Source organism: Weissella paramesenteroides ATCC 33313 (assembly GCF_000160575.1).
Lineage (GTDB): Bacteria > Bacillota > Bacilli > Lactobacillales > Lactobacillaceae > Weissella > Weissella paramesenteroides.
The window spans coordinates 597568-615831 of record NZ_GG697129.1 but is presented as its reverse complement, the minus strand read 5'-3'; the positions used below and the strand labels follow the sequence as shown (position 1 = coordinate 615831).

Genomic DNA, 18264 nt, shown 5'->3' with positions numbered 1-18264 from the left:
ATCTTTGTTGTCTCGCTGACAACTTAATTGATATTACAGTATAATCAAATGATTGTCAACTATTAATTACTATAATTATTAATCAATAATTTTAGTAACTAAGTTGTCTCACGCGACCACTTAAATATCATACCAGCAATCATAATATTCGTCAATAGATTATCGTTTTTATTTTTTTACGAACATTACAATTCATTAAACATAACGAGTCTAAAAAATAAGTCGCGGATATATAACAAAAAAGTCGGAACAACAGAAAATGTTCCAACTTTTTTTGCTAAAAATATCTTAATTAAAAGCATGTCAGTTTGATATCATAAACGCGTTCCAAAAGTCTGAAGCCTCAATGTAACAACAATTAGTATAATTGCTAAGCTGACAAACACCCCCTACACTTGCAACTCTGAGAAAAACTCGCGTGCATCCCCAACGATTTGCTCAACATGAGCTGGTGCGGGAATTTTCTCCAAATTAACTGCTAGTATCGGTACATTTGGACGAGCATACTGTAGCAACCCAGCAAATGGATAAACCACAAAGCTAGTCCCAACGATTACAACCAAATCTGCTTGCGACATCCATTGAGCTGCCTCATCTACTCTAAATGGAATCTCGCCATACAATGTAATTGCTGGTCGTAATAGCGCACCATCTTCACGATAAAGTGAATGTAGATAGGTATTCACATCACTAGGTTTACCATCCTTCGTTGCGTAAATGTTATAGAGTGATCCGTGAAATTCAATAACATTCTTAGCCCCAGCCTTTAAATGCAAGCTATCAACATTTTGCGTAATGATACGTGCACGATTTTTTTGCGTCAATTCAGCCATTTTTTGATGAATAATATTTGGTTGTGCATCTGGAAAATACATGTTTTCCTTAGCAAATTCATACATTTTTTCTGGTTCTTTTGCTAATGCTTCCGTACTCAATAAATACTCGGGACGTAATGTCATACCATCATAGATACCACCTTTTGATCGGTAATCGGGAATACCTGAAGCCGTGGATACACCTGCACCCGTCAAAAAAACGATATTTTTTGCATCATCAAATAGTTGTTGTACGTCTGATGTTACCAATGCCATCATTTCCTCCTATCGTATTGCGAATGGTTGTCCAAGTTTAGTCAGCACCTCTTTAACTGGCGTTTGATAGAGCTCCTTAAAAAAGTCAGCCAACTTATCTTCTGGTGCAGCAAGTACAAAACTATTTTGACCTGAAGCCTTTAATAGCCCTGCATAAGCATCTTTATCTGTATGGCGATCTTTCATCGTCATGTGTTTAATATCAAATACTTGCGCGAGAGGTAACCGCAATTGACGTTCCGACAGAACTGGTGTCAATGTTGCAAACTCGCTAGCATAAATTTCTGGCAAGTCCCAAGCAACCATTTGCTCATCAAACATTGAAAAAGCTGTCACAACCGCACGATGGACACTGAATGGATCTTTAATATCATCAATCTTCATAGCAATTGTTATTTTTTCAGCCGCTGACCAAGCTTTTGGATAAAGCGCCGCCATTTTTTCAACGATTGCCGTCGTGTCATTTGGCACAGCATGCAAAAATACTTGGAAATCTAATAACGTCAATAATCGTAGTGCTGCTTCACCATTATCATCCGCAATCTCTTTTGAAATCGTCTGCTGTACGCCATCAACCACGCCTTCCACAACATCATCCGTCAGTAACCCATGCGCTGCCTGCTCACGATAAACAATGGCACGTAATGCTGGTTGATAAAGATAGGTTGCCATAACCATTAATTGGTTCGTTAATTCCACATCATCATCTTTCAATTGAAAATAAACCTGTGGGTACCCGTTCAATGTCAAAAGCATCAGCAATAATTCTGATGTTGCCAAAAAATCAGGTGCCGTCCCATCATTGACTTCAACCATTAGTCGTGTACCTAACATTGATGTTGATACTTGATCATGAGTAATTATGCCACTAGCATCTTCGTTACCTCGTAAGACAACTGATCCAGGATATAGTGCATTGACCTGGTCTAACAATGTAATTGTTTCTTTCGCAAATTTCATTTTTTCTGTCCTATCTTTAGTTCTCTGCGTGTGAATCACGCATCTTCTGTAATAATTGACGCGCCATCGCTGCGTTGATCTGATTAGTTTGATTTAGCTGCGCCACTAATTGTTCAACTTCATCATTCATCGCACCGACTTGTATAGCTAGTGATTTAGCCTGCAAAGCCATATGACCTGCCTGAATACCGGTTGAAACAAGGGCTCGCAAAGCTGCTAAATTCTGTGCTAAACCGGTGGCAATGATAATACCTGCTAATTGTTCTGCACTTGGATTACCCATAATGTGGTGGTTCAATTTCACTGCTGGCACGATACCAATCGATCCGCCAACAACACCAATTGACATTGGCATGACAGTACGACCAACTAATTGATCATGTTCTACTTGCCATGAGATCAAACCACTGTATTGACCAGTATGTGCGGCATATGCGTGCAAAGCAGCATTAACAGCCCTTGTATCATTACCACTTGCTAATACAACTGCTTCAATACCATTCAAAATACCCTTATTGGATGTGACTGCCCGATGTGGGGATAATTCTTCTAAATGACTTGCCAAGGCAATTTTTTCTGCAATCGTCTGTCCTGACACCCCTTGTTTCGTTGCTAATGCTGTCACCGGGATAGCTACTTCTGCTTCCACCAATGCCTCTGTGCCATAATTAGACAAAATAGCCATCAAAACCTGATAGCCTTGCTGACGTAATTGTGTTGCTACAGCCTCCGCCATTGTGTTTACTGTATTTGCACCCATAGCTTCTTTAGTATCTATCAACACATTAACCGCCGCGGTATTTTCATCTAGCACATCGATGGTCAACTGCTTTGCACCACCGCCACGAGCTGCCATTGATGGATGAGCATCATTTGCAATTTGCAACAATTGCAACTCCTGATTCTGGATGAATTGCTGCAGTTTCGCCATGTCTGATAGGTTAACAAGCATAATTTGACCACGCATGAGATGCTCTCGCCGTTTCGTCTTCACGCCAGAACCTTGTCGCATCATACGAGCACCATTATTAGCAGCTGCAATGACACTAGGCTCTTCAGTTGTCATAGGTACAATAAATTCTTGACCGTCTACTGGTAATTGTAATAATAAACCTGTCGGTACACCAAAATTATAAATATAATTTTCAACTTGTTGCGCACCGATATCATCATATTGGTCCTGCATTAATTGCTGTTCATCAATCGTTAAATTTTGATTATCGGTCAAAATAGTTAGACGTTCTGACCATGGTCGTTTATAAAAACTATGCCAATTTGTCATACATTATCCCTCTTTATTTAATCTATTATTAGTTTAACAGTTCTTAACAAGATTTTGCGTTTTATATAAAAAGAGACTGAGACAGATGTTGTCTCAGCCTCTAATTTTTGTGCTAAAAAGTATGTTAGTTTTACAGGATAAACACGTTCCAAAAAATCTGAAACCTCTATCTACTCAATGCTCTTTGCATCACTTGGCCAAGCTTGGACTAGGTACTTCACCTGGTTATTTTTATCTATAGTTGCATACAAACGTTGGGTTTCATCCTCATTAAAAAATCCTAGATCAACAACGGGTTTATTGTCTAACAAAACAACGCCTTTCACCGCATTATGCATCACGTCATGCAAGACCCGCCAGTTCTCTTGATACTCTTTTGTTTTTTTAACAGCACCTTTTAATGTGTAGCCATCGTCTAAAAATTCCTTAATCGCAGCAACAGTGACGTAAGCCGTATAATTATAGACACGTGCATCTTGTTCTCCCTCACGTTCTAATGAGGAAATAATGCCCTTACTCTCCCAATACCGTAATTGGCGAGTTGACACACCAGTCATTGTCGCTAATTCACCGATACGGAATTGAAACAATTCAGATGCTAAAGCTTTCATTCGTAAGTGATGTTCTCCTGAAAATGCCATCATCTCTCTCCTTCAAATATCATCGCCTTTATTGTCAGGTTATCTAACAAATTTGTCAACTTCGTTAAAAATAGCACAATTCACTTTAAATCAAAAACTAGTCACGCCTTTTCACGATAGTATTTAAAAAAGAGGACTGGGACGGATGTTGTCTCAGCCTCTAATTTTTGTGCTAAAAGTTATTAATTCAAAACGACTTTTGTCTCGCTCCCTCTTACTACTAAGGATTTGGCGTATCATCGCCACCATCAGTATCATCTCCACCATCTGGATTGACCTGTTGAATACGTGACGTATCAGACTTTGGCTTATCCTTTTCTGGTGCATCTGTTTCATATAGCGATTGTGATTTCTTGTCACCACGTTCATGCCATAGTGAAGTCGAACCGGTTCCTAACTGTTTATTGAGCCTTTGTAGTTTAGCAAGTCCATTTGAGTAATTGTAGTCCGAAGCATTAACTGATTTATAGCCTTTTGGTTTATAAAAACGTAACAAATCTTTTTGATTCAAATTATCTGAAACGCTTAATTGTTGACGAACTTCTTTCTTATACTTAGCAACTTGCGCCTTTATCTTCTTAGAAGGATTTTTAATTGCTTCACCTGTGGCATTATCATACAACACATGATTAGTATACGTGTACTTCGGTGTGACAAAGTCCTTATCACGGAAAGCAACAACTTGTTGCCGCTTAGTACTTAGTAAGTCTTGCCCTAACTGTACATACTTCTTAGTATTAACACCTAGAAGATGTAACAACGTTGGCATAACATCGATCTCACCGCCGTATGTGTGATTAATACCACCCCCATGCCAACCAGGAATATTAATCATAAATGGCACACGTTGTAATTGGGCATTATCAAAATCATTCCAATCACTAGGATCTTTTCCTAATACTGACGCTAACTGCTTATTTTCAGAATTTGAAATACCATAATGGTCACCATACAGTACAATAATTGACTTATTATACAATCCCGATTTCTTCAGATAGTTAAAGAATTCACCAATTGACTGATCTAGATAATGATTTGTTTCAAAATATCCGTTAACAACGTCTGAATCTGTATTCGTTGTTGTGAAATTAGGATCTTTATCTTCGTCATCAAGACTGTAAGGGAAATGGTTCGTTACCGTAATGTACTTTGCATAGAACGGCTGCTGCATTTTTTCCAAATATGGAATTGAATCATAGAATAATAGTTTATCCTTCAACCCATATCCGGTAGCCTTATCACCAGAAGTATCATAATAGCTGGCATCAAAGAAATATTGGTAACCCATATTCTTGTACACATTACTGCGATTCCAGAAGCTAGCATTATTACCGTGGAACACTGCTGATGAATAACCACCATTTTGTTTCAAAATATTAGGCATTGCTTCAAATGTTTGATTATTTCCCTGGGTAGCAAATAGCGATCCCTGTGGTAAGCCAAACGTTGAAGTTTCTAGCATATTTTCAGCATCAGAGGTCTTACCCTGTCCAACCTGGTGGAAGAAATTATCAAAGGCAATGGTTGAATCTGAATGATAAATATTATTCAGATTTGGTGTGACCGCTTGATTATTAACTTTCAAATCAAGCGAAAACTGTTGGAATGATTCTAGATGAATCACAAAAACGTTCTTTCCTTTAGCTATCCCAGCATATTTTGCATTGGCATCTGCATAATGATTATTAACATATGATAATACATTATCGATGTCAGACTTTTTAGCTGATTTACGCATCTCTGTTACACCGTGTGTTTTAATACCGTCTAACACAGTATAAGTATCGATCCCTAGATATTTCACTAACATCTTACTATCGAATTGACGCGTAATTAGTTGTGGACGATCAGCCTCGCCTAGCACCAGTACCGTCATGGCACCAAAAATTGCAAACGTTGAAAATGCAAAGCCCATGAATTTCGTTGTTGCTTGCTTATCAAAATGCATCTTCTTTAATAAGAACAATACAATAAAAATAGGTACATCAATCCAGTACAGTAAGTCATGAATGTTAGTTAACGCAAATCCAGATGCGCCTAACCCTTGATTGACCTTGTTGTATCCCAGCATCGTTGCCACAGACATAAAATCTGTAAATTCACGATAATAAATAACATTTAAATGTATCAACAATGTATTGATGAGATACATAATAATTGCTACGGGGTAAAATAACTTAGATTTCCGAAAATAAAAAGCTATTCCGATTAATAACGCAGCAATCGGTATTGGATTGAGCAACAAGGTAATTACTTGAATAATAGATGCACCTGAATAGAGATGAAAATCCATTATATTTGCTAGTTGTGTTTTTGCCCAGACCAATACAATCAATACCATAACAAAACCAAATCGTGTATTGATCCAAGAAAAACGACCCTTATGCATCATAGTTGTCTGTTCTCTTCTTTCTAAATCTTGTTTCATTACTTCCAAAAATAATAATCTTTTCCATTATAGCGTAATTTTGATTGATACACCTTAGACTTTTTCTAAATTAAGAAATATGCGTTAAAATAATAAAAACATCATTAAGTGGGGATCACATTATGTCAGAAAATAAATTAGAAATTAAACATGCGCAAGGTCTTGGTGCCATCAATGACGCTGCCCTAACTATTCGCAAACGTGTCTTCATCGAAGAACAAGGTGTCCCAACAACTATTGAAATAGATAATCTTGATCACCAAACCGATCACTATGTTGGTTTTCTATCACACACGCCAGTCACAACTGCTCGAGTGGCTATTAATGAAGCTACCAAAAATTGGCACATTCAGCGTGTTGCCACGTTACGTGACGCTCGTGGTAAAGGTTATGCTGCGACCCTGCTAAAACAAATTATTGCTGATGCCCAGCAAGCACAGGTACAAACACTTGACTTAGGTGCTCAAGTAACGGCAATTGGTTTTTATGAAAAACTTGGCTTCATTGCTGAAGGTCCTGTTTTCAAAGATGCCAACATTGACCACCGCCATATGATTCTAACTTTATAAAGTAGATAAAAGCTATAAAGAGAGCAAGACAAAATTCAACGAAACGATTTTGTCTTGCTCTCTTTTTTCATATTGTCTTATTTTGCATCGATCACACGACGATAATCGATAACTGGTTTGATAAATTCATGATACGATTGCTGTGACAAGTATGTGAAACTTGGCCAGAAACGATCATCAACCATAAACTTTAAAGCATGAACTGTTGATTGCCAAAGCTTTTCTGCTTCATCTTGCTGATCATCCAAGGTTAACTTAACCACTTCTGATAATTTCTTAACGAATGTAAAGTAACTACCAAAGTCTGGTAATTGACATTCTTTAATAAAGGTCAATGTCCCCTCAACAGTTTCCTGATCACCATTTTCTAAAGCTATTAATAACATCTGGAAGTTTAAGAGACCAACATTCCAAACAGCTGCTGGCAAAAAGTTATCCATCTCCACTAGACCATAGCCTTCTAATGTTGCAATTTGTTGCACTTGATCAGACATCTTTTTTACCATGACCTTGACCGTTTCGTATGGTTCATGACGAATGATATTCGCAAACAATAGCATATCTGTCGAAGAATATGAATCACGATGACCTAACAATTTCACAATTGCAGGACGAGCGATTTCAACTAAGCGGTAACGTTGCCCAAAATCAACCACTTGCGCATTAATTGCGCGTACTACATTTAGCAATAATCGAGTATCTTGTGTTTCTTCAAATAACGCCAAGACCTGATACACCATATCTTCATTTGGTGTTTGCGTATAAGAATTTGGGTCTAATCCCAATTCTTTAATCGTTGAATCAACCAATTCGGGCTGATTCAAATAAATATGTAGTAAAAGCTCATCGTAAGATACACCAATTGTGCTCAACAAATTCACAAACGTCGTTGCGCTAACTCGACCATTACCATTTAAATAGTCATACAAACGCGATCTAGAGATATCAACAGACTTTAAAATAATCGGAATGGAAATATTACGTTTCTTAATAAAATGTATTAACGCATTCCGAACTGCCTCAGCAGGTACGCGATTTTTTCCCATGATAAATCTTTCCTCCACTACATATTGCTCTTGCGTACCATTATACCGCGAATTTACAAATCAATAGTGAATCTTAACTATTTTTCTATTAATTTAATAACTGAGTCCTAAGTTGTTAAATAATCATAAACGACTTTTGTCTCGCACTCTTCATTACTTACCACGATGATAAAAATCTTTTGTATTAAAGAAGTCATTTAGAACCGTGTTCTCACCAGTCATTGTTTCATGTAAACGAATACCATCGACATTTATCCGCGCATTACGATAATAATCATTTGTTAATTGACCCCATGATGTCTGTGACGCATCAACATTATCGAAAATACTGAAACCGCTACTCTTAAGATAAGTGTACTTTGCATTATCATTTGTATAATTTGTAAATGAGCCAATATCTGCTCCAAATGGGAAAATCAATACTGGTGTTTTACCAACAATTGGTTGTACTTCCTTTTGCCAAAGTGCAGTGTCCTTTTTGATATCATCAACACTGGCCGTAGTCATATTTATATGACCCCAGGAATGCGATGCAAACTGCCAACCTTCCTTTTTCATAGCGTTAGCAACCTTTGTCGCTTTCTTAGCTTCGCGATGTGTCTTTTTTGTATCACCATATTGACTCTCTGATGAACGATAACCTAGCGCCCCATTATAACCCGTTTCAGCAATCACACCCTTTGATCCACCGTATGAGAAATCTGGATGCTTTTTGATGAAGGTATCAATAATCGGTACCATGTCATAATCACCAATTTTCTTCTGACCATTATTGGTATATTTATTTTTAACATCACCTTGCTTATTGACGACTAATTTATCTGCAAATCCAGAATTCTTCATATACTCATAATAGTTAACATCATCCTGTGAGATAATTAAAGGCTTCTTGCCTTCAGGTAATTTGACTGGTTTGAAAGTCACCTTCCCTTGTTTATCAATCGAAATGATATCTTTAAAGTTAATTAATACATAGCCATTATCATATAACTGATTCAGCATCGGCATAAATTCGTCGATAGTCACCATATAATCTTTGTATCCCTGTGCCTGCTTAGATGAGAAAGCTTTACCAGGATCAACAATTAGTGAATGATAAAAAAGATGTGAAATTTTTGTCGGATCATCCCACGTGACCAACTTTGACTGTTGCTTATTAATACTCTTTTTTAGATGATCAACTGTTGTTCCTTTGTGCCCCGATAACACTGATTTTGCTTCTTTATATTGGTACTGTTGACTTAATGATTTTGCCTGCTTTACTGCCTTAGTTGTTTGACTATCAGTTTTTGCAGCCATAACATCATCATCAATATTGCCATATAACCCTAAGCCTGCCCCCAAAATCAACCCAATGACAAGACTAGTTTTCTTGGTTTTTATCACAGCTACTCCCCCATAATTTTTATGAATATTAAACGACAAGTTAGTGCCATTCTATATCTTATTACCTCAAAAATAAAATTATTTGTATTGTTTTATAAATAGTAAAGATATCAAAAATGCGACATAATCAAACAAAAAAGGAGTGATTAAAATCACTCCCAAAAAAATATTTTTGATGCCACAATACCTATTTATTGCGCATCATCCTTAAACTTATTATAGTAATTTGCTCCTGGGAATACCCAGTTAGCACGACCGAATATCTTGATTGTCGCTGGAATAATAATCAGACGAACCAAGAAGGCGTCAAATAGAACCCCACTGGCTAATGAAATACCAATTGACTTAATCGTTGGATCTTCAACCAAGGCAAAACTTCCAAAGACAGCAATCATAATCAAAGCGGCTGTAATAATGACTGGACCACTCTCTTGCAATCCTGTTTTAACAGCCCGATTTGTATCTCCAGTGGCAATGTATGTCTCCCTAATCCGTGAGACCATAAACACTTCATAATCCATCGCCAGACCGAAGACAATTCCAATCATAATGACTGGCAAAAATGCAATAATTGGTGACCCTTCACTAATATGGAAAACACCATCTTGCATAATCAATGTCGTCAATCCTAATGATGCAATCAATGATAAACCAAAGCCGATGATTGCCATTAGTGGAATGATAAATGACTTAAACATGAACATCAACAAAACAAATGCGAGTAGCATAACAATTCCCATAAACATTGGAATCGCATTATTTAGTTTTTCAGTAATGTCAATATTAACCGCATTGGTTCCCGTCAACGTAATCTTTGTATGATCACTCTTTTTTAGAGAATCAGAATAACTATTTATCTTCTTCGCTAGATTTTCTGTTTTAGCTGACGCCGTATTTGTTTTAGGCATTACAACAATCAAAGCATATTTTTTATCCTTACTAATTTTGGCTGGTATACCCGACATAGCTGCCTTTTTCATATCAGCTTTTACTTTTGCCTGATATTCACTGGTATACTTTTTTGTAACACTTTGTTGTTCTGCTTGACTAGCTGTTGGATTAGCCTTCATATAGTCCATCACCTTAGTTTGGACATATTGTTGACCTTCTGCCTTCAACTTTTGTTGCATTTCTGGTGTCTTAAACTTAGCGACTGCTGCTTCATTAACCACTGGAGCCAACATCTTCACATTGTCCATGTTCTTGATGTGGTTTGTGACCTTCTCTAAAATTTTATTATTTTGCGCATCAGTGTTAGAAGTATCTAACTTAACGACACCAACCAATGTCGCATTATAACCATCCCCAAACTTGTCTGCAGTCATATCATAAGCCTGCCGCTGTGTATTATTCTTAGGTAATACACCATCAAATGGCATTCCTAACCGCATATGACCTGCTGGTACCATAAAGGCAACCAAGACAACGACACTCAACAGGCTCATAATAATTGGATGCTGAATAATTGACTTTGTAAACCAGCCATCCTTCTTATTCTTAGCTACTTTGACTGACTTTTCTGATGGTTTAACAAACTTATGCAGTAGTGAAATCAGTGCTGGTAAGAAGGTCATGGCTGAAAGAACCGCAAACACGACCCCCACAGCTGCCGCAATTCCCATTTGAGTTAGGAAACTAATTCGTACTAATGACAACCCAACTAAAGCAATAATAACCGTAATTCCAGCAAATAATACTGAACTTCCTGCACTAGCTAAAGTTACTCCCATAGCTTCATCTGGCGCAAGTACCTTTCCTGAGTCATCCATTTCATGCTGGCGACTTGTGCGCAACTCCCCAATAAAACGATGAATAATGAACAACGCGTAATCAATACCAACAGCCAAACTGATCATAATTGATAATGTTTGTGCCACACTAGCTATTGAGAAGAAATTCGTACCAATCATAACTAGCACTAGCCCACTTACTAAACCGACAAGCGCTGAAATAATTGGCAGACCAGCTGTGACAAAAGAACGGAACAAAACTAATAGCAAAACAAAGGCAATCGCAATACCAATAATTTCAGAAGTACCACCGATGTCATAACTAGCGACCGTATTTCCCGAGTAAGCAACCTTTAGATTTTGTGATTTAATTTTGTCGTTACCAATTTTTTCAATATCATGAACGACACTTTTTGAAACATTATTCGCTTCTTTTTTAAAAGTTACAGCAACAATACCAGTTGTATTATCTGAACTAATTGTTTGTGAATCATAAGGACTCGTAATTGTTTTGATATCATCCTTATGTTCTGACTTTATTTTCGCAACTGCTGCGTTTATCCGTTGCTTATCAGCTGATGATTTAATACTATGATCATCTTTGTTCTGGACAACAATATTCATTGTCCCAGCATCAACAGACTGATTAAATTCTTTCTTTAAAACGCTCTGTATATCAGTTGATGGTACACCTGAAATCTTCAAATTTGTATTAAAGTTTGAGCCCATTGTGGCCAAACTACCTACAAAAACAATTAATATAACAATCCAAGCAAGGATGGACTTAAACTTATTGTTATAAACCCATTTCCCAAACTTGGCTAAACCATTTTTCATACGCTCTCCTTCTAACAATACATGACTATATTATCATTTACTTAATTTAATTGATTTCACAAAAAGATTCCATGTACAATTAATGTGAAGTGCACACAAAATAGGCAATGGAGGATAATTGTATGAGTAATTTAAGCCAACAACGTACTAAAAAAATAATTTTGGAAAGTTTTGGTGAATTATTAGCTATAAAAAGATTTTCTGAGATCACAATGACTGAAATTGCTGCAAAAGCATTAGTTCATCGTAATACCGTTTACAAGTACTTTAATGATAAATATGATTTATAATCACAAGGGGTAACTTTCCTATTTGAAAATCAATCGATCAATCTTAAACATTTCAAGCAACAACCATTTAAAAGTATCCATGATGTCTATTTTTCTGCTTTAGAACAAATCATCACCCAGCAACAGAATGATCATGACTTTAATAAAACCATCCAAAATAATTTTATTGAATTGTTAATTACAACGCAAAAAGATGATAAGATTTTTTGGGATATTGGTAAAATGGTGGGCATTTTACTTTGGAATGACATGCATGAAAATAAATATGATATGTTTAATGATTATCAAATATTAGACAATATTTACCAAAAAGAAGAATTTCCAGAGAGTATCTAGTCCAAAACAAAAGCAGGTAAATCGCAACTAATAAGCGATCTACCTGCTTTTTATACCAATGCTACTTCAAGTAAGAAACTGGTTTTTGTACGTCAATCTTTGTACCTTGATATTTATCTTTCACATGCTTTTGGATAGCTGGCTCATGATAAAGATTAACTAATTTCTGATAGACTTTCTTATCTTTATTAGAAATATCAGCTGCTGTCGCTAAAATATTAATATTTTGGCGTGTACTTTGATTAATTTTTTCATGATAAAGTGAATCTTTCAATACATTAAGATGTCCTTCCAGCGCAACTGTATTCGAGATCAAAGCCGCACCAACACTTTTTAATACACGTGGACCTGTTGTATCGTCAATCTTCTTGAATTGTAAATGACGTGGATTTGATACAATGTCACCCACATTACCTAATGAATTAAAACCTGCCTTCAATTTAATTAGTCCAGCATCTTGTAATAGCAACAATCCTCGCGCTGTATTTGCTGGATTATCTGCAATCGCAATGGTTGCCCCAGTACCAATATCTTTAATTGATTGATACTTATCTGAATAAATACCCATTGGCTCTAAGTATGTGGTTCCTAACGCCGTTAATTTATGCTTTGGATTCTCATGATTGTAAGCCTCATAATATGAATATGACTGAAAAGCATTCACGTTGACATTATGCTCTGAAGTCGCATTATTCAACTGCACCCCATCATTGATTTGCTTCACACGAATTTTTAAATTAAGCGCCTTAGCCTCTTTGCTTTTGGCAATGTACTGCCAGACTTCATAGTCACTCCCCATTGAACCAACCGTAATTTGGTCAGGTGCATTTGCTATTTTATAAGTATTAAACGTATGCAAGCCAACTGAAATAACACCAAGTATCACCAAACTACCAATTAATATCAACCAATTTTTTATCTTCACTTTCTGCCCCTCCTTACTATGATGCCTAGATATGAATTGTTTGATACTATAGTCGTTCAACTCGACGAGCGACCCAATCACCAATAATTTGTGTCATAAATACCAAAACTAAAATGACCAATAGTGCCGCAATTGTCACATCATTTTCAAAACGAGCATAGCCAACACTAATTGCAATATCACCAAGTCCGCCGGATCCAATAGCACCCGCCATCGTTGTCAGACCAAGTAAACTAATGATCGTAACGACTGAAACACGAATAATATCTGGTAAACACTCCCGTAAATAAATACGAAAAATAATTTCAGTTGTACTTGATCCCATTGCTTGCGCAGCTTCAATGACCGATGGTTCAATACTTAATAACGCATTTTGAACCTGGCGTGCATAAAATGGAAAGATACCAACAATTAATGGCACTAAAGCTGCTGGTGTACCAACTGTTGTACCAACGATATACTTTGTGACTGGTGCCATCACTGCTAGCAGGATAATAAATGGCACCGACCGCAATAAATTAACGACTTTATCTAGAAAACTATAAAATGGTGGATCGGCATTGATGCCACCTGGTTGGGTAACCACAAGAAAAATACCAGTACCAAGACCCAATACACCAGCAATTATTGCTGACCAAAATGTCATATACAATGTTTCCCAAGTAGCCTGGACAAATTGTGGCCAAATACTAGCAACATTTGGAAACCAATTAGCTAACATATGCTGCCCCTTTCTTTCTGACATCATTAGAAAAATCAGTGACCTTCACATCAGCTGTCTCTAAATAATGGAACGTTTGATCAAATTGACCATCTGCTGTAGATAAAATAACTAACATGTAACCCAAAGATAATTGGGCGACTTTTTGTACGTTCGCAAAGATAATATTGGCCTTCACGTCATACTGAATAGCCAATTCTGAAATAACTGATTCACTCGTTGACTGACTTGAAAATCTTAGATAAAGCAACCGTTCATTTGGTTGCAATTTCTCTACTAATTTATCTTCTACGATCTGTTGGCGCATTTCCGTTACATTTGCTGCTGACTCAACAAACTTCTTTGTTAATGGTTGCTTTGGCTCGGTGAATAGGTCACCAACGGGACCGCGTTCGATAATTTGGCCATTTTCCATTACTGCCACTTCCTGACAAACTGATTTAATCACTTGCATTTCATGAGTGATCAACACAATTGTCAGGTCCAACTCATCATTCAATTTTTTTAATAATTTCAGAATAGATTCTGTCGTTTGTGGGTCTAACGCACTGGTGGCTTCATCGCTAATCAATATATCGGGATCATTTGCTAAAGCACGAGCGATTGCAACACGTTGTTTTTGCCCACCTGACAGTTCTTCTGGATATGATTGGGCATATTCTGATAGTCCAACCAATTTCAGTAATTCAAGGGCTTTATCCTGCCGTTGTTTACGTGATATTTTCCGACTGAGTAGTGGATATTCAACGTTATTCAAAACTGTTCGTGAACGTAATAAATTAAAGTGTTGAAAAATCATCCCCACTTTTTGTCGGACACCCCGTAATTTTTTATCAGTTAATTGCTGTAAATCTTTGCCGGATACTGTCACTTTGCCACTAGTAGGTCGTTGTAATAAATTAATGACGCGCACCAAGGTACTTTTACCAGCACCTGAATAACCAATAATGCCATAGATACTCCCTTTTTTTACTTGTAATGAGACATTATCGACAGCGGTTACTGTTTCATTTTTTCGCTTAAAAGTAACATTAATATCTTGCAGATCAATTGCAATATCTGCTACACCCATTGCAGGTTCCTCCTTTATTTGCTTGATTACTGACAATAAACAATGATTAATCAGCTAAAGTGCATGCCACCGTCGACCAATAATGATTGACCGGTAATATATGCCGCACTTGGTGATGCAAACCAAGCAATGATTTCGGCCACATCTTCTGGTGTTGCTTCGCGACCTAATCCAATTTCTGTTAAACAATTTGCTTGTTGTTGTGCAACGGAAATACCTTTAATTTGTGATGTTCTTTCATCGATTGCATCACGCAATGGTGTGCGAACAATTCCAGGACTGTATGAATTAACGGTAATTTGATCAGGCGCTAACTCTTTAGCAGCCGACTGCGTTAAACCACGAATACCAAATTTTGAAGCTGAATATGCACTTTGCAAAGCCGATGCTTCAATACCAGCAAGTGAAGCTGCATTAATAATACGACCACCATGACCTTGGTGTTTAAATTTAGCTGCAGCAGCCTGAATTCCCCAATAAGTTCCTTTCAAATTAACATCAAACAGTCTAGATATTTTTTCTGGATCTGAATCAATCACTGAATCAATAAAAGCAATTCCCGCATTATTGATAAATACGGCTAATTCACCCAAGTCACTAACAGTTTCATCAACTAAATCAAATACAGCTTGCCGATCAGCAACATCTAATACGTAAGCCTTTGCTTGGAATCCTTGGTCACGTAAATTTTGAACAACTTTGGTGACCGTTTGTTGATTAATATCCGCTGCCGCAATGCTAAAGCCGTCTTTAGCTAAACGATAAGCTGCAGCTTCGCCGATTCCTTGACCCGCACCAGTAATAATTGCTGTTTTTCCCATGGTTATATCCCCTTTTCAATGCCATTTTCATAACAAATTAAAAACCCTCACTTCTGCTTATAACAACAGAAGTGAGGGCATCACGTTACCATTCTGATTCGTTTGTCGATTACTCAGACAAACCTCATTAACCAAAATATAGATAATTTACCTATATTTCGGTCTGTCCAATAACGGAGACAACCCGAACAGTGCTCACATGATTGCTCACACAGCTTAATCATCGGCCATTTTTCGTTTACAAACTAAATCACGACTCTCATCATTTGTCGTTTTTCTGTAAATTTGTTTTGTATCTACTTTCCGAATCACATTATTTAACTTGATAGACAGATTAAAAAAAAACGCCCTTAAGAAATATATCTTTCTTAAGGGCGTTTCATACGCGGTACCACCTTAATTCCTGGTAAAAACCAGCTTATCATGTTGCCATAATTAACTTGATATTGGTAGTTAACCATCGATAGCTTACTAATGCTCGCCAATCTTTCGCTCAAAGACCATCTTCAGTCCGCTTAGTTACTTGTTCACACCCACCACAAGTTCTCTGAAAACATTACGAACTTACTCATCTTTTCATTGCTTTTTAATCTTATTTTAATCTGATATGAATTTTAAACTCATTGACTTCGACTGTCAAGGTTAAATATATTATATATTTCAGTTTATTTTTTTAAGATAACTAAGCATCTACCTTCTAATCTGCTACTGAAAAACGTAGATGCATCTTCTTTGTTCCCAAAATAGTCATTTGGCCAAGTAACGTATTGGCTGCCTGCATATAATTATCAGCCATTTTTTGATTGACCGCTTCTAGATCAACCGTTTGACCTAATTGGATAGCATTATCCGTCTGTTGTTGTAATCGTACATTATCTGCGACAATTTGTTGTTCAAACCTGGCTTGCATATCTTGATAAGTTAAAAAATCCTTATCCGCAATGACTGCAATTACTCGTGTCAACCAGTAGCTCGTTGATACATCAAATGTTGGGGTTGTTTTTTCAAAACTAGCTGGCGTAGCTGACACGCTGACATAAAAAGGCACAAATGCATTAAAGGTATTTGGACCATATCCTAACCAATGAACACCTGCAATATCAGCCGGAACATTTGGTCTAATTTGTAGAATATGTGATTCCTGATTACGATTAATTCCGATTGGTCGATACTTTATTGGTTTCTCTACATGATCATATGGATCAAAGGTTGTGCCTTGGTAATGTGAACTTAAGGCAAATTTCACATCATCAATTGACAATTTTTTCTTTGGATAAACGATAAATGGTAAATCTTGATCTTCAGGTTGCTCATTCTCACTATCCTTGGCAAATAATTGATGCACATACCAAGCACGTGGATTGTTATAAATGCGATCTTTATCAGTTGCACTACCAAAAATATGACGAAGATTGACGGTTGTCTCATCAATATCTGGATTAAGGTGATGATCAGCGATAAATTGTTCTAAATCCGCTGATGACATCGTATCATTTGAATTAAAATCAAAATAATCGATATTAAAACGGTTTGGTGCCACAACAAACGCATCATCTGGAATTCGGATAGCTACCCAATGATGACCACCTATTGATTCAAAATACCAAACCTCATCATGATCAGAAAAGGCAATACCATTAGATTCATAGGTACCATATTCTGTTAGTAATTCTCCCAAACGGACAACACCTTCACGTGCAGACTTGATATACGGCAATACTAACGTCGTGATATCGGCTTCACCAATTCCATCATCAGTCAAAGGATCGGCAGCTAGCACGTGTGTATTCGTTGTGCTTGTTTCAGTTGCTGTCATTGCAACATTTTCACTGTTAATGCCGGCTCCTGCCCAAACACCAAATGAATCATCTGCATCTGGTGTCGCAGTATACCGCAAACTATTACCAGGCAACGGAATTTTGACATGATTAGCTCCAGATTCATAAGTTGTACTGGCAGCATTAGCTGGATAGACAACAAACTTTTGTGGATTAGGCTGATCACCACCATCTTCGTTACGTGCAATCATGGTCGAACCATCAATTGTTGCATTTTTGCCGACTAGAATAGTTGTACAAGTTTTTTGATGTGCTTGATATCCTGCTTTATTCATTATTGTACCCCCAATT

15 protein-coding genes and 1 other annotated feature are annotated in these 18264 nt (G+C 37.0%); of the genes, 2 read left to right on the top strand and 13 right to left on the bottom strand.

The window, feature by feature from the left end; all coding sequences use genetic code 11:
* Positions 1-389: 389 nt before the first annotated feature.
* From HMPREF0877_RS05870 to HMPREF0877_RS05850, 5 genes are all read right to left on the bottom strand, one after another.
* Entirely contained in the window at positions 390-1091 is a 702-nt protein-coding gene (locus tag HMPREF0877_RS05870) for an NAD-dependent protein deacylase (RefSeq protein ID WP_002828362.1), read from the bottom strand.
* A gap of 9 nt (positions 1092-1100) precedes the next feature.
* Positions 1101-2051: a hypothetical protein gene (locus HMPREF0877_RS05865; protein WP_040760718.1), complete on the bottom strand. Its 951-nt coding sequence runs from the start codon at positions 2049-2051 to the stop codon at positions 1101-1103.
* 16 nt (positions 2052-2067) lie between these two features.
* On the bottom strand, positions 2068-3333 hold the full coding sequence (locus HMPREF0877_RS05860) for a hydroxymethylglutaryl-CoA reductase, degradative (RefSeq protein ID WP_002828360.1): 1266 nt from the start codon (positions 3331-3333) through the stop codon (positions 2068-2070).
* Positions 3334-3503: 170 nt separating this feature from the next.
* Positions 3504-3974 carry a MerR family transcriptional regulator gene (locus HMPREF0877_RS05855; protein ID WP_002828359.1) on the bottom strand — a complete coding sequence of 157 codons (471 nt, stop codon included), beginning with the start codon at positions 3972-3974 and terminating at the stop codon, positions 3504-3506.
* Between the two features lie 220 nt (positions 3975-4194).
* Positions 4195-6366 carry an LTA synthase family protein gene (locus HMPREF0877_RS05850; RefSeq protein WP_040760715.1) on the bottom strand — a complete coding sequence of 724 codons (2172 nt, stop codon included), beginning with the start codon at positions 6364-6366 and terminating at the stop codon, positions 4195-4197.
* 158 nt (positions 6367-6524) lie between these two features.
* Between HMPREF0877_RS05850 and HMPREF0877_RS05845 the strand changes: the two genes are divergently transcribed.
* Positions 6525-6971: a GNAT family N-acetyltransferase gene (locus tag HMPREF0877_RS05845; protein ID WP_002828357.1), complete on the top strand. Its 447-nt coding sequence runs from the start codon at positions 6525-6527 to the stop codon at positions 6969-6971.
* A 77-nt stretch (positions 6972-7048) separates the two neighbouring features.
* Here the strand turns inward: HMPREF0877_RS05845 and HMPREF0877_RS05840 are convergent, their stop codons facing one another.
* From HMPREF0877_RS05840 to HMPREF0877_RS05830, 3 genes are all read right to left on the bottom strand, one after another.
* Positions 7049-8017 carry a helix-turn-helix domain-containing protein gene (locus HMPREF0877_RS05840; RefSeq protein ID WP_002828356.1) on the bottom strand — a complete coding sequence of 323 codons (969 nt, stop codon included), beginning with the start codon at positions 8015-8017 and terminating at the stop codon, positions 7049-7051.
* Positions 8018-8170: 153 nt separating this feature from the next.
* Positions 8171-9403: a polysaccharide deacetylase family protein gene (locus HMPREF0877_RS05835; protein WP_040760713.1), complete on the bottom strand. Its 1233-nt coding sequence runs from the start codon at positions 9401-9403 to the stop codon at positions 8171-8173.
* 191 nt (positions 9404-9594) lie between these two features.
* Positions 9595-11970, bottom strand: coding sequence for an MMPL family transporter (locus HMPREF0877_RS05830; protein WP_002828354.1), 2376 nt, complete (start codon positions 11968-11970; stop codon positions 9595-9597).
* A 122-nt stretch (positions 11971-12092) separates the two neighbouring features.
* Here HMPREF0877_RS05830 and HMPREF0877_RS09990 point away from each other — a divergent pair, with 122 nt between their 5' ends.
* Entirely contained in the window at positions 12093-12260 is a 168-nt protein-coding gene (locus HMPREF0877_RS09990; protein WP_167528794.1) for a TetR/AcrR family transcriptional regulator, read from the top strand.
* A gap of 397 nt (positions 12261-12657) precedes the next feature.
* Here the strand turns inward: HMPREF0877_RS09990 and HMPREF0877_RS05820 are convergent, their stop codons facing one another.
* The 5 genes from HMPREF0877_RS05820 to HMPREF0877_RS05800 all read right to left on the bottom strand — a co-directional run bounded on the left by HMPREF0877_RS05820 (position 12658) and on the right by HMPREF0877_RS05800 (position 18248).
* Complete coding sequence (locus HMPREF0877_RS05820; protein ID WP_040760709.1) at positions 12658-13521, bottom strand: MetQ/NlpA family ABC transporter substrate-binding protein; 864 nt, start codon at positions 13519-13521, stop codon at positions 12658-12660.
* A 46-nt stretch (positions 13522-13567) separates the two neighbouring features.
* Positions 13568-14242 (bottom strand): methionine ABC transporter permease, encoded by a 675-nt coding sequence (locus tag HMPREF0877_RS05815; RefSeq protein WP_002828349.1) that lies wholly within the window; start codon positions 14240-14242, stop codon positions 13568-13570.
* Positions 14232-15314 carry a methionine ABC transporter ATP-binding protein gene (locus HMPREF0877_RS05810; RefSeq protein WP_050755315.1) on the bottom strand — a complete coding sequence of 361 codons (1083 nt, stop codon included), beginning with the start codon at positions 15312-15314 and terminating at the stop codon, positions 14232-14234. The genes HMPREF0877_RS05815 and HMPREF0877_RS05810 overlap by 11 nt, the downstream gene beginning before the upstream one ends.
* A 50-nt stretch (positions 15315-15364) precedes the next feature.
* The gene (locus HMPREF0877_RS05805) at positions 15365-16135 is read right to left on the bottom strand and encodes an acetoin reductase (RefSeq protein ID WP_002828346.1); all 771 of its coding nucleotides are present in this window, start codon (positions 16133-16135) and stop codon (positions 15365-15367) included.
* A gap of 367 nt (positions 16136-16502) precedes the next feature.
* Positions 16503-16724 (bottom strand) — a binding site (T-box leader).
* A 108-nt stretch (positions 16725-16832) separates the two neighbouring features.
* Positions 16833-18248 carry a C69 family dipeptidase gene (locus HMPREF0877_RS05800; RefSeq protein ID WP_002828345.1) on the bottom strand — a complete coding sequence of 472 codons (1416 nt, stop codon included), beginning with the start codon at positions 18246-18248 and terminating at the stop codon, positions 16833-16835.
* Positions 18249-18264: the final 16 nt, after the last annotated feature.